Origin of the sequence: Pseudoalteromonas sp. SCSIO 43101, from assembly GCF_023650775.1 — a bacterium.
Taxonomy (GTDB): domain Bacteria; phylum Pseudomonadota; class Gammaproteobacteria; order Enterobacterales; family Alteromonadaceae; genus Pseudoalteromonas; species Pseudoalteromonas apostichopi.
The window spans coordinates 1,010,540-1,036,440 of record NZ_CP072673.1; the positions used below are offsets into that span (position 1 = coordinate 1,010,540).

Here is a 25,901-nt window from a genome sequence, read left to right on the forward strand (position 1 = left end):
CGATGAAAAAAAACGTAACAGAGTTATACAACAGAATAGGTTATACATTTACTGATCAAGCTTTGCTTGAGCAGGCAATGACGCACCGTAGTCATAAAGGCCAACATAACGAGCGCTTAGAGTTTCTTGGCGACTCAATTTTGAGCTTTGTGATTGCAAATGCGCTATATACTAAATTTCCAAAAGCACGCGAAGGTGATTTAAGCCGTATGCGTTCGACCTTAGTTCGTGGTCAAACATTAGCTGAATTCGGCCTTGAATTTGGCTTAGGCGATTACTTACGCTTAGGTCCAGGTGAGCTTAAAAGCGGTGGTTTTCGCCGTGAATCAACCCTAGCTGATGCCGTTGAGGCGATTATTGGGGCAGTGTTCTTAGACTCAAACATTGAACAATGTGGTGAGTTAATTTTAAGCTGGTACGAGTCGCGTCTTGACGCAATTTCGCCGGGCTTAAATCAAAAAGATCCTAAAACATTACTTCAAGAATACTTACAAGCGCGCAAATTATCGTTACCTGGCTACACTGTAATAGATACAAAAGGCCAAGCGCACAATCAAACATTCACGGTTGAATGTATTGTTGAAGGGATGGATAGCATTATCTCAGTAGGTAGCTCTCGTCGTAAAGCTGAGCAAAAAGCCGCTGAAAAAGCCTTAAAGATACTTAAAAATGAATCTTGATGATTTAATTAGCAAAGAACCTGCAGAGCTAGACACGCACTGCGGGATGGTTGCCATTGTTGGCCGCCCAAATGTAGGTAAATCAACCTTACTTAACTATATTGTTGAGCAGAAGGTGTCGATTACTTCTCGTAAGCCACAAACTACACGTCACCGTATCATGGGTATTCATACCGAAGGTAAATACCAAGCTGTTTATGTGGATACACCTGGCTTACACGTTGAAGAAAAACGCGCTATTAACCGTTTAATGAATCGTGCTGCATCAAGCTCAATTGGCGATGTAGAACTTATAATCTTTGTGGTTGAAGGCACACACTGGAATGAAGATGATGAGATGGTGCTAAACAAAGTACGTCAAAGTGGTCGTCCAGTGTTATTAGTTATGAATAAAATTGACCAAGTTAAAGACCGTGATTTAGTGCTTCCGCACATGCAGTTTTTGGGTGGTAAATTTGATTTTGTGGCTATTATGCCAGTCTCTGCAAAGCAGGGTAAAAATATTGATTTAATCAAAGATGAAGTGAAAAAGCGTTTACCGCTTTGTGAGTTTTACTTTCCTGAAGACTACGTAACAGACCGTTCAATGCGCTTTATGGCGGCAGAAGTTATTCGTGAAAAGCTGATGCGTTTTATGGGTGATGAGCTTCCATATTCAGTCACCGTTGAAATCGAGCAGTTTAAATGGCTAGAAAACGGTGTTTGGCAAATTAATGGCTTGATCCTTGTTGAGCGTGAAACGCAAAAACGCATGGTGATCGGCAATAAAGGCGAAAAGTTGAAAGTGATTGGCCGTGAAGCTCGTAAAGACCTTGAAGACATGCTGGATAACAAAGTCTTTTTAGAACTTTGGGTAAAAGTGAAGTCTGGCTGGGCTGACGATGAGCGTGCGCTACGTAGCCTTGGCTATGGTGAAGACTAAGTAAAGTCTTACACGCCATGGACAGCGAATTCTACACAGCATACTTGCTGCACCGACGTCCTTTTAGTGACTCGCAAGTAATGCTTGATATGCTGGTAGAAGGCGTAGGTCAGCTGAGAATGCTGGCGCGCATTAGTGGTCGCCAGGCCACTAAACATAAAGCACAACTACAACCTTTTCAATCTCTGCTCGTGCAATACAGCGGTAAGTCAGATTTAAAATACATCAATCGTTTTGAGCCCCATGGCGGGCAAACCGTACTGTCGGGTACTCAACTCTATTGCGGTTTTTATTTGAACGAATTAACCAACCGTATCGTACCTATAAATGAGCCGATGGAAAGTGTTTATCATCTTTATAAGAAGCATCTCGACGAATTATCAACGACTAAAAACCTACAAGCTGTACTACGCTCTTATGAGTTTCAACTGTTAGAGATGCTTGGATATGGCGTAGATTTTAGTGTTGATGCTGAAGGTGATGTAATTAACGATGCAGCAAATTATCAGTACTTTGCTGAATACGGTTTCTTGCTGCATGACGACCCCCATAGTGGCTTTTCAGGTAAGCAATTAAATGCTATAGCAGCTCATGACTTTAGCGCCCCTGATGTGTTATATATGGCAAAGCAATTAAGTCGATACTTACTCAAGCCTTTACTTGGCAAAAAGCCATTAAAAAGCCGTGAGTTATTTATTAAGTAGGCTGATGAGCAGCCTTGAATCGTTGTTTTAAACAGGTAAAAAAATGAAAGATATTCTTCTTGGTGTAAACGTTGATCACATTGCCACTTTACGCCAAGCGCGTGGCACGAGTTACCCAGATCCTGCGCATGCCGCAGCTGTTGCAGAGCATGCTGGTGCAGATGGTATCACCATCCATTTGCGGGAAGACCGTCGTCATATTCAAGACCGTGACGTATATGTGATGGCAAAAACGATTCAAACACGTATGAATCTTGAAATTGCAGTCACTGATGAAATGATCGGCATCGCCCTTGAAGTAAAACCTGCTTATGTTTGTTTAGTGCCTGAAAAACGTGAAGAGCTAACTACTGAGGGTGGTCTTGACGTTGTGGGTAATTTTGAAAAGGTAAAAGCAGCAACAGAAAAACTGACAGCTGCGGGAATTAAGGTTTCGTTATTTATTGATGCTGACAATGCACAACTTGACGCTGCAAAAGCTTGTAATGCACCATACGTTGAAATTCACACAGGTGCTTATGCCGATGCAGAGAATGACGAAGAACTTCACACAGAACTTGAACGTATTCGTAACGGCGTACAATATGCCGATAGCTTGAGTTTAATTGTTAATGCAGGCCATGGTCTTAATTATCACAATGTAAAACCAATTGCTGCAATGCCAGAAATTTACGAATTAAACATTGGTCATGCGATTATTGCGCGTGCAGCGATTGATGGCTTAGAAAAAGCAGTAAGCGATATGAAGCGCCTGATGATTGAAGCGCGTTTGTAAACATACGCTTTAATCTGTCAGCCCTTTATTGGCGCTGGCAAGTTTTGAATAGAGAGCGCGATGGATGCGATATCCACCGCGCTTTTTATTTACTTAAGTAAACTATCAATTGTGCAAGCAATGAAGCTAGCCAAGGTGAAAGGCAAAGTAGGGCGACTAAATACTGATGTTTTTTCTTAAAATTTTTTAAAACACCATCATCTATTGCCGACAATTCGCCTTTCTTGATTGAATGAAACACAATTGAGTTAGGTTTTGCTTTCATTAAGCGGGCTTGGCTTTCGTATGTTTGCCACTGCTCTGTGTAATTGGTTTTTACGTAATTATTAGCTTCAATACTTAGTTTTTTATAGCGGAGAAAAAACCAAGTGAGTGAACTAGCACTAAAGACGATAAGTAAGATAAAGTACAAAGCAAGTTACCTCGTATATTTAACAACGCGTGTACCCGTAGAATAAATAATATCGTTACTAGGGCATGAATAGTTAGGCTTGAGTGCTTTGCAAGATTGCTCAGGTGTATCAAAACAAAAATCAAAGCGGGTTTGGGTTTTCACAGCTTTATCAGTAATATTTTTCGCAAGCTCATTCCAATGCCAATTAGTGATAACATCTTTTGCCGCACTGGCAAATACAGGGTTTGTAGAGGCTATTACTCGAATATCTTCAATCTCATTTTTTGGCGTAATGACATACTCAATGGTCGCGCAGCCTTCTGCTGCTTGGAGCACCGCTTTTTTCGGATATCTGGCAGGAAAACGCTCAAGTTGCTGCCATTTTGTTGCTTTTAATTCATCATAGCTAACAGCTAAATCCGCATACTCTAGTTCCATTGGTTTATTTGTAGTTGAAGTACAGCCAAACACAAGTAAACAGCCAGCTAGAATTAGATAGTTTTTCATTAATATACTCCTTTATATCTTTTTTGAGTGCTTTTTATCGTTGCGGCTCAACCATACCTGCATCACTTAACAAATTATTTAGCTCATCAATCAGCTCAAACAATTCAGGTTCAATGTAATTTAAATCGCAATCGCTTTTTAGTGATGTTTCGAGTGTTTCGGCAAGTGATTTTAGTTTTGGTACGCCGGTGTAACAACACGCGCCATGGAATTTGTGCACTATGCTAAGTACATGTTCACAATCTTCTTTTTCTATAGCTTCATTAAGTAGGCGTAAGGTTTCAGGTACACTGAGTAACAACATGTTGAGCATTTCTAGTGCTAACTCTTCTTTACCGCCAGCGCGTTGTAGCGCTAATTGCCAATCAAGGCGGGCACTTTCAAATGGAGGTTCTGAGTCAACTGTGGCAGCTTTGCTTCGTTCGCGATTAATCGGCGATTGTGGGCTATGATCGCTAATTATTTGTTTTAGCATATCTTCATCAATAGGCTTAGTTAAGTAACCTTTAAAACCATCTTTAAGCAGCTGTTCTTTTTCACCCGCTAATGCGTGAGCAGTAACTGCAATGATTGGCGTATCTTCATTGAGAGATGACTCGCGGATAAGTTTACATGCGGTAATACCATCCATAATTGGCATTTGGATGTCCATGAAGATCAAGTCATACTTATGGCTTTTACTTAGACTGTAGGCTTGTGAGCCGTTGTGTGCCGTATCAATTAGCTCAATCTGTTCTTCAAGTAAGGTGCAAATAAGCTTTAGGTTGGCATCATTATCGTCTACAACTAGTACTTTTAGAGGTAATAACTTTTCAGTGCCTTGTTCAATGTTATGCACTGGATGGTCAAGACGATAAGGGGCAGCAAGTACTTCACATAATTTACGATGGTTAAGTGGTTTGCTTAAGCAAGCATCTGCGCCACTACCCACAAAGGCTTCGCGCATATTGTGCGAGACCGTATTGAGCATAATATATAAATAATCAGTGACTGGGCGCACTGCTTTTACATAACTCTTAAGTTGCTGCATATCGTCAATTGTGGCGGTATGACCAATGATACAAATATCGTAACTGAAGTCTTTATTGATCTCATTTAAGAAGCTTTCTTCATCTATACAAGCGGTAACGCGAGTTTGCCATTCATGTAAAAGCGATAAGGTTGCTTGATGTGTATGCTCATGAGGCTCAAGGTAAAGAATACGTTTATTAATCAATGATTGGGTCGGTAAGTCACTAGTAATTGAGTTACTTGGCGTTCTGAATACGGCATTGAATGTAAAGCAGGTGCCATTACCAGGTGCTGAGTTCAGGGTAATACGACCATTCATCGCTTCAACAATGTGTTTGGTGATGATTAAACCAAGACCTGTGCCACCAAATTTACGGGTGATACTTGAGTCTGCTTGGCCAAATGGTGTAAACAAGGCATCTTGTTTATCCATTGGGATGCCCACACCAGTATCGGTGACAGACACTAAAATAGAGGCGCGCTCTTCATCTAATAAGCGGTAGCCAACATCAACCTTGATTGAGCCTTTTTCAGTAAATTTAACGGCATTACTTATAAGATTTATCAAAATTTGTTTAAAGCGGGTCGGGTCGCCAGTTAGATTGTCAGGTACTTGTGGATGGATAAATATCGATAGATCAAGTTGTTTTTCGTGTGCACTTGGTGCTAACAAGGTCATAACTTCATTAATATTGTCACGGAGCTGGAATTGCATTGACTCAAGCTCCATGGCACCGGCTTCTAATTTAGAAAAGTCTAAAATGTCACTGATAATCGTTAATAAGCTATTTGCAGATAGCTCAATAGTATCGAGGTAATCTTTTTGATGCTTATTAAGCGGGGTTTTATAAAGCTGACGCGTAAAGCCAATTACACCATTTAAAGGCGTACGTAATTCGTGACTCATTTTGGCTAAAAAGTCTGATTTAACACGGTTAGCGTCTTGCGCGTCTTTTTTGGCAATACTTAACTGAATATTCTGAGTTTCGTATTGTTCTAAGGTCTCGCGGTAATCAGAGGTTGCCTGATCAATATGCTTTTGCATCTCATCACGTTGCACTACCATGGTTTCTGAAATGGTATTTAAGCCTGTGCGTAATAACTCAAACTCACCAAACATTTTTTTATCAAGACCTGTATCTACTTTCCCTTCAATTAATTTGTCGGTAGCTAGTACTAACTTATTAAGTGGTTGAATAAACATGCGGGTCAACCTAAATGCTAATACGCTCGCAAGTACTAGTGCTATGAGTATCACCACGCCACTGACCAGTAAGGCGCGTTGCTGGCCGATAATGGCTTGTTGTTTATTAAGCATGATCACCACATTACCTAGTGATGCTTGATAGCTATTATGATTCCAAATCGTGTCTTGACGGCTATGATTAATAATGGCGGTAGAAAATGTTAGATAGTGATCAGAGTTGTGTACTTGAATCCCATCCATACTGTTAACATTGCTTTTAACAATTTCTTTGAATTCACTTTGATATTTACTAAAAATCACTAACTCATTGTTTTCATCGAAAATAGCAATTGATTGGATCGCAGGGGAGTGTTTGTTATGAGTATGGCTAACTAAGCGGGTTAGTAAGGCTTTATCACGCTTTAGTAATGGTTGTTCAACAGCAATGGCTAAGGGCTCAATAATAGTAACGCCCTGCTGATATAAAATTTCATCGAGCTCAATGTAACGATTTATTGTAAAATAACCGCCCAGCAACAAGCCTATGATCACAGTCGGTATAAGTGTAAGTATTAAGACTGAGTCACGTAAGCCAAATTTAGTCATAAAGAATGTTGTTATCATTATTATCGTTGTTTAAGAGTATATACTTAATCCCGCTTTATCAATAATTAAGGTGTTGCCCAATGGCACAGATTTTCAAAGCCAAAAAGAAATCCGTTTCGCAAAAAATGCTAACCCTCAATGTCACTGCTATGGACCATCAAGGACGAGGCGTTGCTAAGCAGGGAAGTAAAGTCTGTTTTGTTAATGGTGCTTTGCCGGGTGAAGAAGTAAAAGCGTTATTGATTGAAGATAAGGCACGCTTTGCCAGTGCTGATTGTAAAAAAGTACTATCAGCCTCAGTGCATAGGGTTACTCCTTTTTGTCAGCATTATCAGATTTGTGGTGGTTGTCAGTTACAGCACCTTAATGCAGAACAACAATTGGTTGAAAAGCAAACTGCGGTTAGTCAGCTGTTTAGCAAGTTTGCCAAAGTTGATGACTTAAATTGGCAAGCACCTCTGCTCAGTGAAGAGCGCCATTACCGTCGCTCTGCGCGTATTGCTGTAATGCATGACAAAGCCGCAAAGAAAATGCGCGTAGGGTATCGAGCTCAAGGGTCTAAACAATTGGTGAGCATTGAAAGATGTGATGTGCTGAGCAGTACTTTTAAAGACGTTTTTTCAGTTTTTGATGTTCTTATCAACAGCCATTCAGGTCTTAGTAGTATTAGTCACCTACAATTATGTGAAGCTGATAATGCGGCCTTTGTGGTTATTAGGCATACCAAAGCTATTAATGCAGAGTTAAAAGCCATTGTCGTAGCGGCGTGTGATGAATATAGCTGGCGTGTTGTGTGGCAATCACACAGTGGTGAAATTGATCACAGTGACCATCCAATGCCGTACTACCAGATACCAGCTTATGATTTACGCTTTGAATTTGGCCTTGAAAACTTTATTCAAGTTAACCCCCAAGTGAACCAAGCTATGCTTCATCAAGCAAAACAGTGGCTTGATTTACAAGGTCATGAGCAGGTATTAGATTTATTTTGTGGTATTGGCAACTTTTCATTATTGATTGCAAAGTATGCTAAATATGTTATTGGTGTTGAAGGGGTCGATTCTGCGGTTGCATTAGCAAAACAAAATGCGCAAACTAACTCATTGTCGAATACCGATTTTTATTGTTTTGATTTAACAAAATCAATGCAATCAGCTGCTTGGTTTAGTGCCGAACTTGATGTGTTAGTGCTTGATCCATCACGTACTGGCGCAATGGCAATTTTAGAGCAGTTACCACTTACTCAGTTTAAAACGATTTTATACGTCTCTTGTGATCCTGTTACTTTAGCCCGTGACAGTGCACTTATTTTACAAGCAGGCTTTAGCATTGAAAAAATTGGGCTTATGAATATGTTCCCGCATACTGGGCATATTGAAACGATGGCGTTATTTCACAGGAGGTAAAGCGCACATGGTAGCCACTAGACAGTCACATCAGCTTACAAAGCCGAGTGATTTTGCCAGCCGTATCGAGCTGTTAGCGCTAACAGAAGACAAACATACCTTATTAGAGCAAGCTCACCAATTGTGTCTGCATTGCGATGATGCAAAACGTGAAAACACAGCCATTGAAATGGTAGAGATTTTAGCCGAGCTAAATTTAGATGCAGATTCACTTGCCACGGCTTTTTTAACACCTTATTTCCTAGCTGAAAAAATCTCGATTGAAACTGTGACCGAAAAGCTTGGTGATCACGTTGCGTTATTACTAACAGGTGTAAGCCAAATGGCTACCATCAGCACCTTAGCCCATCAAGGCAAGGGCACTGTTCAAATTGATAATATCCGCCGTATGCTGCTAGCCATGGTTGAAGATGTGCGTGCAGTGGTGATAAAACTCGCTGAACAAGTATGCCATTTGCGTGATGTTAAAGATGCCAGTGAAGAAGAGCGTGTAATTGCCGCTAAAGAAACACGTGACATTTTTGCACCCCTTGCTAACCGTTTAGGAATAGGTCAGCTTAAATGGGAACTTGAAGATCTTTCGTTTCGTTACCTGCACCCCGACACCTATAAAAATATCGCAAAACAGCTCGATGATAAGCGACTTGCTCGTGAAGCCTATATGGAAAATATGGTTGCTTTAGTAAAAGCACGCTTGGCCGAAGCGGGTATTGAGGGTGAAGTGTATGGCCGCCCGAAGCATATCTACAGTATCTACAAAAAAATGGCGCAGAAGAATTACGAATTCGATCAGCTGTTTGATATTCGTGCTATGCGCATTGTGGTGGAACGCCTGCAAGATTGTTACGCAGCATTAGGTATCGTGCATACCAATTGGCGGCATTTAAATAAAGAATTTGATGATTACATCGCAACACCTAAACAAAACGGCTATCAGTCAATTCATACAGTGGTATTTGGCCCTGAAGGTAAAACCGTTGAAATCCAAATTCGTACTAGCGAAATGCATCAAGATGCTGAGTTAGGTGTTGCTGCGCATTGGATGTATAAAGAAGGGGCATTGCCAGGACGTGGTTCTGGCTATGAGCAAAAAATTAGTTGGTTACGTAAGTTACTACAATGGCAAGAAGAAGTAGTTGATGGCAGTGACTTAGCGGAAGAGCTCAAAAATCAAGTAGTTGAAGACCGAGTTTATGTGTTTACACCAAAAGGTGATATTTTCGATTTACCACTGGGTGCGACGCCACTTGATTTTGCTTATTACATTCACTCAAACGTTGGTCACCGTTGTATTGGTGCAAAAGTGTTTGGCAAAATCGTGCCCTTTACTCATCAGCTCAATACCGGTGATCAGGTTGAAATTTTAACTCAAAAGCAACCTAACCCAAGTCGTGATTGGTTGAACCCATCGCTAGGTTATATTAAGTCATCGCGAGCACGCTCTAAAATCCATCATTGGTTTAAACAGCTTGATCGCGATAAAAACTTGAGCGCCGGTAAAGAAATATTAGAGAACGAGCTGCAAAAACTAGACTTAACAACCAAAGACCTTGCGCCAGCAATTGAGCGATTCAATCTTAAAGGCATTGACGACCTGATGGTTGCGGTAGGCGCAGGTGATGTTCGCTTAAACCAATTATTAAACTTTATTAGTGACCGTGATGATGACGAACCACAAATTAAGTTTAAAAAACCAAAAAGTGTCACAGGTGATAAAAACGGCATTGTTGTTGATGGGGTAGGTAGCTTAATGAGCCATGTTGCTAAATGCTGCCGACCTGTGCCGGGCGATGAAATCATTGGCTATATTACTCAAGGCCGTGGGATTGCAGTTCACCGTGAGGATTGTGATTCGTTTGAAAAACTTCGTGATAAACATCCTGAGCGGGTGATATCAGTAAGTTGGTCAGACGATGTAAATGGCTCTTACTCACTAACTATTAAAGTAGAAGCCACAGATCGCTCAGGCCTTATTAGAGATATCAGCTCTGTCCTTGCAAACGAAAAGGTGAATGTGCTTAACATGAATGTCAACACCGTTGAAGATAAGCAGCTTGCGCTGTTTTCAATGCAGGTTGAAGTACATGACTTATCGAGTACTAACCGATTATTGTCTAAGTTACACCAAATCGAAGGTGTACATGATGCAAAGCGTGGTCATTCGTAATGAGTGATAAACATGCCATTGAGCAGTCGTTATCAATTATGGCCAAACTACGGGACCCAGAATCTGGGTGCCCGTGGGATCTAAAACAAGACTTTAAATCGATAGTGCCGCATACCCTCGAAGAAGCTTACGAAGTAGCAGACTGCATTGAAAAAGGTGAACTCACTGAGCTTAAAAGTGAGCTTGGCGATTTACTTTTTCAAATCATCTTTTATGCCCAACTTGCTAAAGAGCAGGGCTTATTTGATTTTGCAGATGTGGCAAATACACTAAACGATAAATTAATTCGTCGGCATCCGCATGTCTTTGCAAAGCAAAGTGAGCTGTCGGACGCAGAACTTTCGGCGCAGTGGCAGGCTATTAAAGCGCAAGAACGAGCAGAAAAATCTACTTCACCTCAAATGAGTCTTTGGCAGGATATTCCTGATGCGATGCCAGGTCTTTCAAAAGCTAAGAAAATTCAACAGCGCGTAGCAAGCCTAGGTTTTGATTGGCCAAGTTATCATGGGGCCCTCGATAAAGTCGCTGAAGAAGTCGACGAAGTAAAAGAAGCGCTGGCTCATGACCCTTATTCAGAACACAGTGCAGAAGAGCTTGGCGATTTACTGTTTGCAACGGTAAATGTAGCCCGTCATATTAAACACGATCCTGAGCAATTATTACGAAGTGCCAATGCTAAATTCGCGTCACGCTTTGAAAAAGTGGCTGCCTACTTAGATGAACGTGGCCAAAGTTTAGAAACGGCCAGTCTCGAAGAAATGGACAACGCATGGGAAGCCATTAAAAAGCAGGCCAAGTGAGCCTGTTTTGATACAGCTTGGGTACAGTGTAACCAAGCTCGTTTTTTGTGCACTTATTTGCTAATTTTATCTGGATTGATAGCAGCCCCTTTGCTATAATTTCGCCCCGTCTTGATTCTATATTATTCCTTTTAATTCCTGATATTCTAGGGTTCGCATGAGTACAAAATTTATCTTCGTAACTGGCGGGGTTGTTTCTTCGTTGGGTAAGGGTATTGCAGCAGCGTCATTAGCCGCTATTTTAGAAGCACGTGGTCTTAACGTGACTATTTTAAAGCTGGATCCTTACATTAACGTTGACCCAGGCACTATGAGCCCAATTCAGCACGGTGAAGTATTTGTAACTGAAGACGGTGCAGAGACTGACCTTGACTTAGGTCACTATGAGCGTTTCATCCGTACCAAAATGACTAGCCGCAACAACTTCACACAAGGTCGTGTTTATGAAGATGTATTACGACGTGAGCGTCGTGGTGAGTACCTTGGTGCAACAATTCAGGTTATTCCACACATCACAAACGACATTAAGCAACGTGTATATGACGGTGCTGAAGGTCGCGATGTAGCAATCGTTGAAATTGGCGGTACAGTTGGTGACATCGAGTCACAACCATTCTTAGAAGCAATTCGTCAGCTTGGCACTGAAATTGGCCGTGAGCGCGCATTGTTTATCCACCTAACGCTAGTGCCATTCTTAGGCCCTGCAGGTGAAGTTAAAACTAAGCCAACACAACATTCAGTAAAAGAATTACGTTCGATTGGTATCCAACCAGATATCTTAATCTGTCGTTCTGATCGTAAACTTCCAAATAACGAGCGCGCGAAGATCGCACTTTTCACTAATGTTGAAGAGAAAGCTGTTATTTCATTACCAGACGTAGAAAGCATCTATAAGATCCCTGCGTTACTTAAATCACAAGAACTAGATAACTTCGTATGTCGTCGTTTCTACCTTGAGTGCCCAGAAGCAGATTTATCTGAGTGGGAACAAGTGTTATATCAAGAGTCTAACCCAACGGGTGAAGTGACGATTGGTATGGTTGGTAAGTACATCGAACTACCAGATGCTTATAAATCAGTAAACGAAGCATTAAAGCACGCAGGTCTGAAAAACCGTCTAACCGTGAACATCGAATATGTTGATTCACAAGACTTAGAAAGCAAAGGTACAGAGTTACTCTCTCACCTTGATGCTATCTTAGTACCAGGCGGCTTCGGAGGCCGTGGTGTTGAAGGTAAGATTTTAGCGGCTAAATATGCACGTGAAAACAAAGTTCCTTACTTAGGCATTTGTTTAGGTATGCAAGTAGCGCTTATTGAATATGCGCGTAACGTTGCAGGCCTTGAAGATGCAAACTCAACTGAGTTTAACGCAAAATCAACACATCCAGTTGTTGGTTTAATCACTGAATGGCAAGATGCTGACGGTAACGTTGAAATCCGTGATGAGCAATCTGATCTAGGTGGTACTATGCGTTTAGGTGCTCAGAAATGTCACTTAACACCTGGCTCTAAAGTAAGTGAAGTATACGGTAGTGACGAAATTGTTGAACGTCACCGTCACCGTTACGAAGTGAATAACCACTTTGTAGAGCAGCTTGAAAAAGCAGGCTTAAGTTTCACAGGCTTATCTGAAGATAAGAAACTAGTCGAAATTATCGAGAATAAAGATCACCCTTGGTTCATTGCCGCGCAATTCCACCCGGAATTCACGTCAACACCACGTGATGGTCACCCGCTATTTGAAGGGTTTGTTGCAGCAGCACACACTCACCAAAAAGCGTCATCGTAATTTAAGTAGGCCGTGCTATATGCACGGCTTATTTGTTTTAAAAGCCAGCAGCAATAAAGCTGGCACTAACTCACCATTTTCGGGAAAAGAGGAATCAAGATGTCAGAAATCGTAAAAGTGATTGGTCGCGAAATCATGGACTCGCGTGGTAACCCAACTGTTGAAGCTGATGTACATTTAGCTGATGGTTCATGGGGCCGTGCTGCAGCACCATCTGGTGCATCAACAGGTACTCGCGAAGCGCTTGAATTACGTGATGGTGATAAAGCACGCTACCTAGGTAAAGGTGTTTTAAAAGCAGTAGGCTATATCAATAACGAAATCGCTGAAGCTCTTAAAGGTCAAAACGCAGTTGATCAAAAAGCTGTTGACCAAGTTATGCTTGACTTAGATGGTACTGAAAACAAAGAGAAACTAGGTGCGAATGCTATCTTAGCTGTGTCTTTAGCAACAGCTAAAGCGGCTGCAAACTCAAAAGGCGTAGAGCTTTATGAGCACATTGCAGATCTAAACGGCACACCAGGTGTTTACTCAATGCCATTACCTATGATGAACATCATCAATGGTGGTGAGCACGCTGATAACTCTGTAGATATTCAAGAGTTCATGATCCAGCCAGTTGGCGCGACAAACTTCCGTGAAGCGTTACGTATGGGCGCTGAAGTATTCCACAGCTTAGCAAAAGTACTTAAAGCTGAAGGTCACTCTACATCAGTAGGTGATGAAGGTGGTTTTGCTCCTAACCTTGAATCAAACGAAGCGGCACTTGCTGCAATCAAGGTAGCTGTTGCAAATGCAGGTTATGAGCTTGGTAAAGATATCACTCTAGCTCTAGACTGTGCGGCATCAGAGTTCTACGACAAAGAAGCAAATATCTACGACCTTAAAGGTGAAGGTAAAAAATTCACTTCTGAAGAATTCAACCACTTCCTTAAGGGCCTTACTGAGCAATACCCAATTGTTTCAATTGAAGACGGCTTAGACGAGTCTGATTGGGATGGTTTCGCACACCAAACACAACTAATTGGCGACAAAGTACAATTAGTAGGTGACGATCTGTTCGTAACTAACACGAAGATCTTAAAGCGTGGTATTGATAACGGTATTGCTAACTCAATCCTTATCAAGTTCAACCAAATCGGTTCATTAACTGAAACGCTTGCAGCTATTAAAATGGCTAAAGATGCTGGCTTCACAGCTGTTATCTCTCACCGTTCAGGTGAAACAGAAGATGCAACAATTGCAGATTTAGCAGTGGGTACTGCGGCAGGTCAAATCAAAACGGGTTCATTAAGCCGTTCTGACCGTATTGCTAAGTACAACCAATTACTTCGCATTGAAGAAGTATTAGGTGAGAAAGCACCTTACAATGGTCTTAAAGAAGTGAAAGGTCAGTAATCAGCCCTAACTATTTAGACTTTAAAAGCCTCCTTCGGGAGGTTTTTTTATATTTTAATTAAAGCTGAAATTGCTGTTTTAGGATCTCGCCGGTGAAGCTGGTTTTTAGATAAAAACCGCGAGGCAAGGTTTGTATTATTTGACCATTCGGGCCAATTGCATCAGTCAGCGCTTTGCTATTGGCTGCTTTTGGCCTTATTTGCATAACATCGCCTAAGTGGCCCGAAATCTCATCCACTCGACCTAGAGCTATTAGCTCCATTTGTTCTTCCCAATCACGTTGTAAGAGTGCGTCTTGCTCGGCCGTTGGCTGCCACAAAAAGCCGCTGCCTATGGTGCGGTGAAAAGGTAGAATTTCGCGTTCGCCTAAAATAGGTAACCATAAAACATGATTCAACTTTTTACGAACCGTACTTTGCTGCCATTTCATCCCAGTTACATTCAGTAGTGGTGTTACAGAAACAAACGTCGTTTCGAGTGGTTTGCCTTTAAATGAAATGGGCAGAGTTTTTAACTCAATTCCTAATTCTTCAAAATCAGGCGTTGGCTTTGAGCCTGCAGTTGCGCCAAGCACATATTCGATAAGTTGCCCAGTCCAGCCTTTTTCACGTAGCAAGTCTTCAGGTGTTTTAAAATGATATTGCTCGGCTAATTGCCCTAAAGTAAGGCCTGCTATAGCATCAACACGTTGCATTAATTCATTTATAGAAGCGGGTTTTATCGGTCGCATAAGGCGTTTATTTGATTGTCTAATTAACCGGATCATGATAGCAAATGTGCGCCTTAGTGGATATCTTTGTGTTTGAGTGTTTTTTGCGCACGTTAAGTGTGAGCTAAAAATAACCAATTAATTTTTTGGATATCCAGGTCTAAGTATATGATATTTAATTTAATTATTGTTTTTGTGTGTTGTTTCTATTTCATTAATTAGTCAGTTGTTTGTATAAATACAGATATATAAACATGTTTATCCACAGTTTCTGTGGAGAAAGTGGATATTTTAACTGTGGATTGTGGATTTGTTTGCAATTTAGGCATGGTTTACAAAAGTTATGCACAAACTGTGGGTAAGGTGATAAAAATGCGGTTGTAAATAGTTATTTTAATCAAATAGGGTATTTTTATAATAATTACATCGTAACGCCTTGATTAAACATGTTTGTTAAAAAATAAATTTTCAATCTAATTTAGGCTTAGGTGTAAAGTGTTTGCTGTATCGCAGGTTATGTGGAACAATCAATAAAAATCGACTTACAAATGAGGCACTAAGGTGATTGATGCCGAAGGTTTTCGTGCCAATGTCGGAATTGTAATTTGCAATAATCAGGGACAAGTATTTTGGGCTCGTCGCTATGGTCAACACTCTTGGCAATTTCCCCAAGGTGGTGTTGATGACGGTGAAACAGCAGAGCAAACCATGTACAGAGAATTACACGAAGAAGTGGGCTTGCTTCCTGAAGACGTTGAGATCGTCGCAAGTTCTAAACATTGGTTACGCTATAAATTACCCAAGCGTTTAATTCGCAGAGACTCAAGTCCTGTGTGTATTGGGCAAAAACAAAAATGGTTTTTACTGAAACTTCGTTGTAAAGATGAAGATGTAAATTTACTTAAAACTCATCACCCTGAATTTGATGATTGGCGATGGGTGAGTTATTGGTATCCGGTTAGGCAAGTTGTTTCGTTTAAGCGCGATGTATATCGTAGAGTAATGAAAGAGTTTGCCCCGTTTGCAATGCCGTTTAATAAACGAGAGCAACACAAAGATCATTGGCGACATAAACGATAAGGGTAACCTTATTTAAATTAAAGGAGCAGCATCATGTTAGCCACGCTCAGATCAATTGCTGAGGCAGTGTCGCAACAGGCGGACTTAACTAGTGCGCTAGCGTGTTTTGTGCAAATGGTAAAAGATGCCATGCAAACACAGTGCTGCTCGATTTATTTTGCAGATTATAGTCAAGACAATTTTGTACTGATGGCAACTCAAGGCTTAAACCCTGATGCGGTCGGTAAATTTCGTATAGGCTTTACTGAAGGTCTTGTAGGTCTCGTTGCGCAGCGCGAAGAGCCTATCAATATTGCTTTTGCAAAGTCTCATCCACGTTTCAAACTCTCACCCGAAGTTAATGAAGAAGGCTACAACGCGTTTTTGTCAGTACCAGTGGTGCATCAGAAAAAGGTTTTGGGTGTTATCGTTGTTCAGCAGAAGCTGGCGCGAGTATTTAGCCCTGATGAAGAATCGTTTTTAATTACTTTATCGGCGCAGCTTGCCTCTCAGTTAGCCCATGCAGAAATAAAAGAGCTGTTAAGGGTAGATGAGTTTTCTCATCAAACTTCTGTTTTAAAAGGTGTTTCTGGTGCTCCCGGTATAGCAATCGGCGAAGCTTTTGTAGTAATTCCAAAGCTAGACTTTACTTCTATTGAGTTGCAAAAAGATGAAGACATCACCACTCAACGTAAGTTATTTACTCAAGCGGTTGCTGCCACTAGAAATGAGTTTAGCACTTTATCAATGACCCTCAGTGATTCGATACCGCAAGAAGCCCTTGCTGTGTTTGATGTTTACCAACAGTTACTGGATGCAAAAAGCTTAGGGCAAAATGTAGAAGCGCAACTTCAGCAGGGCTGGAGCGCTAAAAGTGCACTTAAAATAGTCATCGAAAAACTAATTTCACAGTTTAATGCTATGCAAGACCCATACATCAAAGAGCGTGCAGTTGATGTTAAAGATATTGGATTGAGGGTTTTGCATCACTTAGTCAATACAGAGCATGCAGCAAAGCCTTATCCTAAAGAGACTATTTTAATTGCCAGTACACTCACACCAGCCATGCTCGCAGAAGTGCCAAAAGGTCATTTAGCTGGGGTGGTGAGTGTCAATGGAGCTGCAAACAGTCATGCATCAATTTTAACGCGTGCAATGGGGATCCCTGCAATATGGGGTATAGAAGATTTACCTTTACTGCAATTAGAAGGTAAACCAATGATTCTAGACGCTTATGCAGGGCGTTTATATATTTCACCTTCGCAAGTGTTACATCAGGAATATAGCCAACTTAAATACCAAGAAACGCTATTGAATGATCGCTTTTTTGCAGAGCAAAGTTTAGATGCTGTTACATGTGATGGCGAACATATAAGCTTGTTAGTTAATGCTGGACTTGAGTTAAATATAGAGCATGACAATAAACCTTTCTGTGATGGCGTTGGACTTTATCGTACTGAAGCTTGGTTTATGCAAAAAGGTCAGTTTCCTTCACAGTCAGAACAAGAAAATTGGTATCGTGAAGTGCTTACTAGTTATCACCCCAATCCAGTGGTGATGCGTACACTCGATATTGGTGGCGATAAAGTTTTAGATTACTTCAATATAACCGAAGAAAATCCATTTTTAGGTTGGCGTGGTATTCGCGTGACCTTAGACCACCCTGAGCTATTTTTAGATCAACTCAAGGCGATGCTTAAAGCCAATATTGGTTTAGGTAATCTAAAAATTATGCTGCCGATGATCAGTGGCTCAGAAGAAGTGGATGAATCATTAAAACTGCTCGAACAAGCCTATTTTGAACTAAGTGAGCAATATCCTGAGCAGGCAATTGAACGACCAGAAATCGGTGTAATGTTGGAAGTTCCTTCGAGCGTATTTATGCTTGAAGAGTGGTCGCAAAAAGTCGATTTTTGTTCTGTGGGTAGTAACGATTTAACTCAGTATATGCTTGCAGTTGACCGGTCAAATGCGCGTGTTGCAGAGCTGTTTAATCCTTATCACCCAAGTGTACTTCGGGTGCTGTTAAAAATTGTCCAAGAGTGTCAGCAGCATGAGCTGCCATTTAGTTTATGTGGTGAGTTAGGCGGCGACCCAGAAGGTGCATTACTGCTTATTGCTATGGGTTATCGAAGCTTGAGTATGAACTATTCTTCGATTAGTAAAATTAAGTTTGTGCTTAGACGTTTAAATGTTAGCGATATGGAAAAGTTACTTGCCGAGTGTTTATTACAACCCACTGCAAAACATGTACTTAGGTTAACGCGTAACTTTATGATTGAACATCAGCTCGGTGAGCTATTTTACACCCCAAGCCAAGGTCAATCATGAGGGAAAATTGTGCTGTGAAGCGCCCAAAGGGTTGGTTTAAAAGCGATTTATACTGCGTTATTGATTTTAACAATAGAACCACTATTACTTGCAATCAATGCCTTGCCTAAATCGCTTTTAATTCCAACTGAAACTCGCATCTTGAGGTGGTTTGGGTATATATATTAGTTTAGTATATGTATATAACAAATTGAATATATGAGTGTGCTATGCATGACGTAATACTTTTAATGGTGTACTGCGCAATTTTGGGCTGTGTGGTTGGATTTTTAGCAGGTTTATTAGGCATTGGTGGCGGTCTTATTATCGTACCGGTACTTAGTGCGCTACTGGTTTCGTTTGATGTTGCAGACCCAAGCCATGTATTAGTTATCGCGATAGCGACATCGTTAGCATCCATTATTTTTACCTCGACATCTTCAGCCCTTGCTCATCATCGTAATGCTAACGTACCGTGGGAAATTGCTCCTTGGGTCATGACTGGGGTTGGACTGGGTGCATTAATAAGCGGATTTGCAGCAAGCTTTATTCCTGAACAACTATTGCGCTTTGTTTTTGCTGGGAGCGTTGTGTTTATAGCCTTGAGAATGGTGTTATCAACACGCACCAAAGCTGCCAGTGAAAAGCCGCTTCCTTCAGGACCTATTCTTGGCTTTTTATGTGCCATAATGGGGGCGTTGTCAGGGCTAATAGGTATTGGTGGTGGGGCGCTGATTGTGCCGCTACTGCATTATTTTTCTGTTGATATTAAAAAGGCCATTGGTTGTGCTGCAGCATGTGGTATTGTCATTGCGCTGTTTGGCTCGGTGGGTTATGTATCTGCTGGGTGGCAATTAACATCGTTCAGTGATGGATTTGCCGGATTTGTGTATTTACCTGCTTTAGTCGGGATTGTGGTTACCTCGTCGCTAATTGCGCCTATAGGTGCCAAAGCCACGCATTACTTGCCAGTGGCAACAATAAAAAAAGTATTCGCGCTATTACTTGTAATAATTGCGCTTAAAATGGTGTTTAGTTAAAGGTTTTTAATTTTATGGCTCTTCAATTTCCAGATATCGATCCGGTTATTTTTTCGGTAGGCCCGCTCAGCGTACGTTGGTACGGTTTGATGTATTTAATTGGTTTTGCTTTAGCAATGTGGCTTGCTAATCGTCAAGCTGAAAAACCAAACTCAGGTTGGACAAAAGAACAAGTAAGCGACTTGTTATTTTACGGCATGCTCGGTGTGATACTCGGTGGTCGTATTGGTTATGTGTTGTTTTATCAGTTCAGCTATTTTATTGAAAACCCACTGTATTTATTCAGAATTGACCAAGGTGGTATGTCGTTCCATGGCGGTACCTTAGGTGTGATTACCGCAATCGCCATATTTGCTTGGACACGTAAAAAGTCATTATTTGAAGTAGGTGACTTTGTGGTGCCATTAGTGCCACTCGGTTTATTAGCAGGACGTATTGGTAATTTTATTAATGGTGAGCTGTGGGGCCGAGTGACTGACGTACCTTGGGCGTTTATCTTCCCTACAGGTGGGCCAGAGGCTCGTCATCCATCTCAACTGTACGAAGCCTTTTTAGAAGGTCTGGTGCTGTTTTTAATTTTACAATGGTTTATTAAAAAGCCTCGTCCAGCGGGAAGTGTTGCTGGGGTGTTCTTGCTTGGCTATGGTGTGTTTAGATTTATTGTTGAATATTTCCGAGAGCCAGATGCCCATTTAGGTTTATTCGCAGGCGTTATTTCAATGGGGCAAATACTGTCATTGCCGATGGTAATTGGTGGTCTTGGTTTGTTAATATGGGCCTATAAAAAGCCGCAACACAGCGTGGCAAGCAAAGCATAACATGAGCTAATCAATGAAACAGTATTTAGATTTATGTCAGCGCATAGTTGACGAAGGTGTGTGGGTTGAGAATAAACGCACAGGTACCAAATGTTTAACCGTTATTAACGCTGATCTTGAGTATGATGTAGCGAATAACAAGTTTCCGCTAATTACAACACGCAAAAGCTTTTACAAAGCCGCCATAGCTGAATTACTTGGTTACTTACGAGGTTACGATAGTGCTGCACAGTTTCGTGATATCGGCTGTATGACTTGGAATGCAAACGCAAACGAAAACAAAGCTTGGCTTGAAAACCCACATCGTCGTGGTGAAGATGATATGGGGCGTGTCTATGGAGTTCAAGGCCGCAGCTGGCAGCGCCCTGACGGTAGTCACCTAGACCAACTTAAAAAAGTTATCAATAACTTATCTAAAGGCATAGATGATCGCGGTGAAATAGTCACTTTTTATAACCCAGGTGAGTTTGAGCTAGGCTGTTTACGCCCTTGTATGCACACGCACACCTTTTCTTTGTTAGGTGATACTCTATACTTAACTTCATACCAACGCAGCTGCGATGTGCCGCTAGGTTTAAACTTTAATCAGATACAATGTTTTGTGCTACTTGCTTTAGTTGCACAAATTACCGGACATAAACCAGGTAAGGCGTATCATAAGATAGCCAATGCACATATTTACGAAAACCAACTTGAGTTGATGCGTGATGTGCAGCTAAAGCGTGAGCCTTTCGCGTCACCAGAATTAAAAATAAACCCAAACATTAAATCACTTGAAGACATTGAAACCTGGGTTACAAAAGACGATTTTGAAGTAGTAGGTTATCAGTGTCACGATGCAATTAAGTATCCGTTTTCAGTGTAAGAACAATAAAATTTAAGGAGAAATCAATGAAAGCTGTGATCCCAGTTGCTGGTCTTGGCACGCGTATGTTACCTGCGACAAAAGCAATTCCTAAAGAAATGCTTCCTATTGTTGACCGACCACTGATTCAATACGTTGTAAATGAGGCAATTTCTGCAGGAATTAAAGAAATTGTTTTAGTGACGCATTCAAGTAAAAACTCAATAGAAAACCACTTTGATACCAGTTTTGAGTTAGAAGCAACGCTTGAAAAGCGTGTTAAGCGTCAGTTACTTGCAGAAGTACAATCAATCTGCCCGAAAGATGTAACGATTATTCAAGTTCGTCAGGGTGAAGCTAAAGGTCTTGGCCATGCTATCAACTGCGCAGCACCTATCATAGGTAATGAACCATTTGTAGTTATCTTACCGGATGTGATCATTGATGATGTGGCCAGCGACCTTAAAAAAGATAACTTAGCCGAAATGATCCAGCGCTTTGAAAGCACAGGTGAGAGCCAAATTATGGTGGAGCCTGTTCCGCAAAATGAAGTAGATAAATTTGGTGTAGTGGACTTAGGTGATGTAAAAATCCAGCAAGGTGAAAGTGCTGCAATTTTAAACATGGTTGAGAAGCCTCCGATTGAGCAAGCACCTTCAAATCTTGCTGTTGTTGGCCGTTATGTATTGAGCAAAAATATTTGGCCATTACTTGCAAAAACTCCTGCAGGCGCAGGCGATGAAATCCAATTAACAGATGCGATTGCTATGCTAATGGAAAAAGAAACTGTCGATGCCTACTCAATGAAAGGTAAAAGCCATGACTGCGGCAGTAAAATTGGTTATTTAAAAGCGATTGTTGAGTTTGCACTGGGTCGTGATGAATTCAAAGGTGAGCTTACAGACTTCATAAAGTCGCTGGTAAAATAAGTAATTTAGATTTCTAGTTAAAAATTACTTCATAAAAGTGCCTATATGGCACTTTTTTATTATTTACATAAACCTTACAATTGTCGATCATTACCCAATAAAGGATTTTTCTGATATACCTTTGTCTTAACGCATTGTTACTATTGAATGTAAATGAATAGTTTCGTTTATGGCTGTTTTCCAAAAATAATTAACACAAAGGTTATAGTCGAAACGTTAATACGTTAGTGGTTACGTTTTATATCTCAAATTATCTTTTAAGTGTTGATGTACAGGTAAGTACTAACAATATGCTCTTCTTTTAATAAGAAGCTAATTTTAATGGTACTTTAAAGAATCCTGATTATGAAATGTTACTTAAAGTCTTTGCGTTACAGTTTATACCTGATGGTGTTACTAGCTGTAGCTGGCTGTAGTAATAACCCATTGCCTTCTATTCTTAAAAATAAAAATATTAATATTACTTACCTTTTTAACAAAGCGTTTAAGCAATCAGATACTTTTAGTGTACTAATTCAAACGAGCCCAGATAAAGCAGCAATAAACTATAAATCAGTTGAAAATGTTAAGCAGATTCAAGATATCGATCTCAACTCTGTCTCTGAGCCATCAAACAAAACGGAGTTTCCTGAGCACAATTACAGTTTTGCTTTACAGCTTATGTCTGTTGAATCAGAACAAAGCCTTGCCTATTCATTTAAAAAAATGGTTAAGCGTGCGCCGAATATCTTCCAAGGAAAACCGATACTTAATATCGAAGTTGCTAAAGTAAATGAGCATACTTATTATCGCCTTAAGTTTGGCCGTTATAAGTACTTTAAAAATGCCAAAGCCGATTGTGAGGCTATTAAGCGGCAAGGAATTGATTGCTGGGTTGGTAACTACACTGACAACCGAATATATTTTTAGGGTCAAAGTTCATTCTAAAGGTGGCATTTTTATTGCTAAGTTTTAAGTCTGTTTTTGAGAATCGACGTAATCATGCATTTTTCTATTTTTTCTAAATACCTATTGATAGCCATCAGCTTAACTGTTTTAACAGCCTGTATGATGAGCCAAGAGCATAGCCAGCCTGAGCAACCATTTACGCATTCACAAAGCGCAGCTATTGCAGCAGCCAAAGCAGTAGAACCGGGCGTGCAATTAGGTTTATATTTAACACCGACAAAAGTAAGTCACCGTGTATTAGAGCTAAAGCGAGACTACCCTGATGTTTTGCATGGCCTGGATTTTCGTTATAAAAAGCGTGAGCACAAAGGCGTAACCGTGTATGGACTAAGAGCTGGTCCATTTACAAACTATACTCAAGCTACTGCATTTTGTGAAATAGTAAAAAAGCTAGGGCAAACTTGTGTGACAGCTCCTTTTGTTGGACAGGTGCTGTAGCTACTGCTTTTGCGTCAACTAACTTTGCTATTCCTGTTTTAACAACCTCACATACTCAGTCTGAGTAGCGATTAATAACTTAAAACAGATCCATTACAAAGCGGCTTACTTCCTTTAATCACAGAGTTTCTTGCTTCACTATTATCTAGCTATATCTAGCAAATAATAATACTTAGGCATAATTATTGCTTTGTACTTACTAAGTTTAGTGAGGATGGCAATTATGCGCCTGTTATTTTATTCAGTTTTTTTAGTGTTGGTGGGTTGTAGCTTAACTGAAGAGCCACAAAGTGCGCCCCCTAGAGAAACCCCAAAATCGCCAATGGCACCATATACGGTGCATCAATACGTTGCTGATTTAAGCAGTCAGTTGAGCCGTATTCAAGGCCCTTATAAAGGTAATGCTCGTATTGCTGTTACCAGTTTTTATATGGCTGATGGCTTAGGAACTGATTTAGCAGAAGATCAGGGCAGTGGCTTAAGTCAGCAAATTCAAGAAAGTTTATTAACGCAATTTACTCAGCTTGGTTTTCATACTATCGAGTATCGGTTAGAAAATACTTTAAATTTGCAGCAATCGGCCGATAGTGTACTTAGTCGTGATGTAAATACCTTACGTCAACGTCAGAATATTGACTTTGTTATTACCGGCACACTGACGCGGCAACAACATGCCTACATAGTTAACGCCCGATTGGTAAATACCAAAGATCTGCGAATAGTGTCAGCAGCAAGCACCGAGATCCCCATTAATGTCATGTGGGGAGCTGAAAAAGTTCAGCAGCGTGATGGCCAGTTGTATCGAAGCGAATATTAAGAGGAACTCATTTAATGAAACGTTTAATTTTAACTTTATGTTTGCCTTTAGGCTTTGGTTGCTCTTCGATGATAACAGGTGATGCAACACAGCATGATAATGAGCCTCAGTTAACTGCTCAAAGAGAAGTCGCCGCGCCGCAGAGTAACGACAGTGTGTTCCAAACTAATAAGGCGGTGATGAACAACAGCACTTTTACCGCTGCACCAACGCGTAAAAATATTAATCATTATGTGCGTGGCATCATGCAAGACTTAGTTGAAAATTTGCAATATGTTAGCGATACCACGCCGGTTGCTGTTTCAAGTTTTGTGTACCTTGATGCTGATTACAACTCAACGAATTTGCTAGGTAATCAAATTGCCGAAAGTTTCATTCATGAACTGCACGCATTTGGTGTACCTGTCATTGACTTTAAAACTACTGATTATATGCGTGTCACGCCAAGTGGTGACTATGTTTTCAGTCGTGATTATTTAGAGCTAAGCCAAGATCAAAATTTTAATTATGTATTGGCAGGTACCTTGGTTAATCATCAAAGTGGTGTGCTCGTTAATGCCCGTATTGTTGGCTTAGCAAGTAAAGCGGTTGTAGGGTCAGCGCAGGGTTTTATCCCGCAATCAGTGGTTGATGCCCTTGATAGCACCAACCGTAGTGATGGTATTACACTAAAACAAGCAAGTGAGTAAGCTATGAAAGGTTTTATCTTAGCATCGTTAACGCTCGCGCTATCCGGATGCCAATTGCTGCCAGAGCAATCAGCAGAGCCGAAAAACGCACAGGCTTCAGCAAATGGTCAGTTAGATTACGTTGCTATGCTGCAAGCAGTTGAACAAAACGACATGCAGCAGGATAACGCTAACCATCGTCTATTTGTGCCATATCAACATCATAAAACAGTTGTCAATTATGTCGAGCAAATGGCGCTTGAGTTAGTTGATACTATGCAACAAGAAAGTGAGTTAGGAATTGCTATTACTTCTTTTGTCGATTTAGATGCAAGCTTAAAAACCAGCTCTCAACTTGGTAATCAACTATCGGAAACAATGCTGCACCAGCTGCAGAAATTTGGCTTTGGGGTTGTTGATTTTAAAGCGATGGATGTAATTAGTGTGACCTCACGTGGTGATTTTGTGATGTCGCGTGATATAGAAGAGTTAGCCGAGCGTCGCATTGCCAGCCATGTACTTACAGGCACGCTTATATATCGCCCTAACGGCGTTGAAGTGAATGCTCGAGTGATTAATTTAAACTCAAAACTTGTTATTGCCAGCGCACAAAAAGTGATCCCGTATTTTGTGCTAAAAAATGAGTCAATCCAATCTGCAACAGCTAGCGTTAATTAGCTCTTGCATTACACCAATCGGCTATTCTCGAGTCGATTGGTTTATTCTCCTTGATTAGCAAAGCCTTAGACCGTTATAATTTTAGTTACAAGTTACAAGTTACAAGTTACAAGTTACAAGTTACAAGTTACAAGTTACAAGTTACAAGTTACAAGTTACAAGTTACAAGTTACAAGTTACAAGTTACAAGTTACAAGCAATCCCTCAGCTTTTGAGTGGCCTCTTAGTTAAATGGATATAACGGCCCCCTCCTAAGGGGCAGTTACAGGTTCGATTCCTGTAGGGGCTACCAAGT

General features: G+C 40.7%; 24 protein-coding genes and 1 tRNA gene. 21 read left to right on the forward strand and 4 right to left on the reverse strand.

All coding sequences use genetic code 11. The features are described 5' to 3' along the window. Positions 1-2 precede the first annotated feature (2 nt). Genes rnc through pdxJ form a run of 4 tightly spaced genes read left to right on the forward strand, consistent with a single transcriptional unit; the run spans position 3 to position 3,081 of the window. Positions 3-680: a ribonuclease III gene (gene rnc, locus J8Z25_RS04780; RefSeq protein ID WP_130052139.1), complete on the forward strand. Its 678-nt coding sequence runs from the start codon at positions 3-5 to the stop codon at positions 678-680. Continuing rightward, entirely contained in the window at positions 670-1,602 is a 933-nt protein-coding gene (gene era, locus J8Z25_RS04785) for a GTPase Era (protein WP_167657892.1), read from the forward strand. The genes rnc and era overlap by 11 nt, the downstream gene beginning before the upstream one ends. 17 nt (positions 1,603-1,619) lie before the next feature. Further along, the gene (gene recO, locus J8Z25_RS04790; protein ID WP_130052137.1) at positions 1,620-2,306 is read left to right on the forward strand and encodes a DNA repair protein RecO; all 687 of its coding nucleotides are present in this window, start codon (positions 1,620-1,622) and stop codon (positions 2,304-2,306) included. A 43-nt stretch (positions 2,307-2,349) separates the two neighbouring features. Then, positions 2,350-3,081 (forward strand): pyridoxine 5'-phosphate synthase, encoded by a 732-nt coding sequence (gene pdxJ / locus J8Z25_RS04795; RefSeq protein ID WP_250661750.1) that lies wholly within the window; start codon positions 2,350-2,352, stop codon positions 3,079-3,081. A gap of 85 nt (positions 3,082-3,166) precedes the next feature. Here the strand turns inward: pdxJ and J8Z25_RS04800 are convergent, their stop codons facing one another. Genes J8Z25_RS04800 through barA form a run of 3 tightly spaced genes read right to left on the reverse strand, consistent with a single transcriptional unit; the run spans position 3,167 to position 6,785 of the window. Continuing rightward, positions 3,167-3,493, reverse strand: a complete 327-nt coding sequence (locus J8Z25_RS04800; RefSeq protein ID WP_250661751.1) for a hypothetical protein — start codon at positions 3,491-3,493, stop codon at positions 3,167-3,169. Positions 3,494-3,499: 6 nt separating this feature from the next. Continuing rightward, positions 3,500-3,982 carry an energy transducer TonB gene (locus tag J8Z25_RS04805; protein ID WP_130052134.1) on the reverse strand — a complete coding sequence of 161 codons (483 nt, stop codon included), beginning with the start codon at positions 3,980-3,982 and terminating at the stop codon, positions 3,500-3,502. Positions 3,983-4,016: 34 nt separating this feature from the next. Then, positions 4,017-6,785: a two-component sensor histidine kinase BarA gene (gene barA / locus J8Z25_RS04810; RefSeq protein ID WP_250662015.1), complete on the reverse strand. Its 2,769-nt coding sequence runs from the start codon at positions 6,783-6,785 to the stop codon at positions 4,017-4,019. An 80-nt stretch (positions 6,786-6,865) separates the two neighbouring features. Between barA and rlmD the strand changes: the two genes are divergently transcribed. The 5 genes from rlmD to eno all read left to right on the forward strand — a co-directional run bounded on the left by rlmD (position 6,866) and on the right by eno (position 14,348). Beyond that, positions 6,866-8,191 carry a 23S rRNA (uracil(1939)-C(5))-methyltransferase RlmD gene (gene rlmD / locus J8Z25_RS04815; protein WP_250661752.1) on the forward strand — a complete coding sequence of 442 codons (1,326 nt, stop codon included), beginning with the start codon at positions 6,866-6,868 and terminating at the stop codon, positions 8,189-8,191. A 7-nt stretch (positions 8,192-8,198) separates the two neighbouring features. Further along, on the forward strand, positions 8,199-10,358 hold the full coding sequence (gene relA, locus J8Z25_RS04820; protein ID WP_250661753.1) for a GTP diphosphokinase: 2,160 nt from the start codon (positions 8,199-8,201) through the stop codon (positions 10,356-10,358). Next, entirely contained in the window at positions 10,358-11,158 is an 801-nt protein-coding gene (mazG, locus tag J8Z25_RS04825; protein ID WP_250661754.1) for a nucleoside triphosphate pyrophosphohydrolase, read from the forward strand. The genes relA and mazG overlap by 1 nt, the downstream gene beginning before the upstream one ends. 157 nt (positions 11,159-11,315) lie before the next feature. Beyond that, positions 11,316-12,950, forward strand: a complete 1,635-nt coding sequence (gene pyrG, locus J8Z25_RS04830; RefSeq protein ID WP_250661755.1) for a CTP synthase — start codon at positions 11,316-11,318, stop codon at positions 12,948-12,950. Positions 12,951-13,049: 99 nt separating this feature from the next. Further along, positions 13,050-14,348: a phosphopyruvate hydratase gene (gene eno, locus J8Z25_RS04835; RefSeq protein WP_062566760.1), complete on the forward strand. Its 1,299-nt coding sequence runs from the start codon at positions 13,050-13,052 to the stop codon at positions 14,346-14,348. 58 nt (positions 14,349-14,406) lie between these two features. On the opposite strand, the gene mutH is transcribed toward eno, so the two are convergent. Further along, positions 14,407-15,078: a DNA mismatch repair endonuclease MutH gene (gene mutH, locus J8Z25_RS04840; protein WP_130052319.1), complete on the reverse strand. Its 672-nt coding sequence runs from the start codon at positions 15,076-15,078 to the stop codon at positions 14,407-14,409. 540 nt (positions 15,079-15,618) lie between these two features. Between mutH and rppH the strand changes: the two genes are divergently transcribed. The 12 genes from rppH to J8Z25_RS04900 all read left to right on the forward strand — a co-directional run bounded on the left by rppH (position 15,619) and on the right by J8Z25_RS04900 (position 25,898). Then, entirely contained in the window at positions 15,619-16,137 is a 519-nt protein-coding gene (gene rppH / locus J8Z25_RS04845; protein ID WP_054554350.1) for an RNA pyrophosphohydrolase, read from the forward strand. A gap of 33 nt (positions 16,138-16,170) precedes the next feature. After that, the gene (gene ptsP / locus J8Z25_RS04850) at positions 16,171-18,447 is read left to right on the forward strand and encodes a phosphoenolpyruvate--protein phosphotransferase (RefSeq protein WP_250661756.1); all 2,277 of its coding nucleotides are present in this window, start codon (positions 16,171-16,173) and stop codon (positions 18,445-18,447) included. Between the two features lie 209 nt (positions 18,448-18,656). Continuing rightward, the gene (locus J8Z25_RS04855) at positions 18,657-19,466 is read left to right on the forward strand and encodes a sulfite exporter TauE/SafE family protein (protein WP_130052129.1); all 810 of its coding nucleotides are present in this window, start codon (positions 18,657-18,659) and stop codon (positions 19,464-19,466) included. 14 nt (positions 19,467-19,480) lie between these two features. Beyond that, the gene (gene lgt / locus J8Z25_RS04860) at positions 19,481-20,284 is read left to right on the forward strand and encodes a prolipoprotein diacylglyceryl transferase (RefSeq protein WP_250661757.1); all 804 of its coding nucleotides are present in this window, start codon (positions 19,481-19,483) and stop codon (positions 20,282-20,284) included. Positions 20,285-20,297: 13 nt separating this feature from the next. Next, entirely contained in the window at positions 20,298-21,149 is an 852-nt protein-coding gene (locus J8Z25_RS04865) for a thymidylate synthase (protein ID WP_250661758.1), read from the forward strand. A 26-nt stretch (positions 21,150-21,175) separates the two neighbouring features. Then, complete coding sequence (gene galU / locus J8Z25_RS04870; RefSeq protein WP_250661759.1) at positions 21,176-22,057, forward strand: UTP--glucose-1-phosphate uridylyltransferase GalU; 882 nt, start codon at positions 21,176-21,178, stop codon at positions 22,055-22,057. A 345-nt stretch (positions 22,058-22,402) separates the two neighbouring features. Beyond that, positions 22,403-22,966, forward strand: a complete 564-nt coding sequence (locus J8Z25_RS04875; RefSeq protein WP_250661760.1) for an SPOR domain-containing protein — start codon at positions 22,403-22,405, stop codon at positions 22,964-22,966. Between the two features lie 72 nt (positions 22,967-23,038). Then, complete coding sequence (locus tag J8Z25_RS04880; RefSeq protein WP_250661761.1) at positions 23,039-23,443, forward strand: SPOR domain-containing protein; 405 nt, start codon at positions 23,039-23,041, stop codon at positions 23,441-23,443. Positions 23,444-23,666: 223 nt separating this feature from the next. Continuing rightward, on the forward strand, positions 23,667-24,260 hold the full coding sequence (locus tag J8Z25_RS04885) for a FlgO family outer membrane protein (protein WP_130052124.1): 594 nt from the start codon (positions 23,667-23,669) through the stop codon (positions 24,258-24,260). 14 nt (positions 24,261-24,274) lie between these two features. Further along, a complete protein-coding gene (locus J8Z25_RS04890; RefSeq protein WP_250661762.1) occupies positions 24,275-24,949 on the forward strand; it encodes a FlgO family outer membrane protein in 675 nt (224 codons plus the stop codon). A gap of 3 nt (positions 24,950-24,952) precedes the next feature. Continuing rightward, complete coding sequence (locus J8Z25_RS04895; RefSeq protein ID WP_130052122.1) at positions 24,953-25,606, forward strand: FlgO family outer membrane protein; 654 nt, start codon at positions 24,953-24,955, stop codon at positions 25,604-25,606. Between the two features lie 217 nt (positions 25,607-25,823). Further along, positions 25,824-25,898 (forward strand) — tRNA-Arg (locus J8Z25_RS04900). Positions 25,899-25,901: the final 3 nt, after the last annotated feature.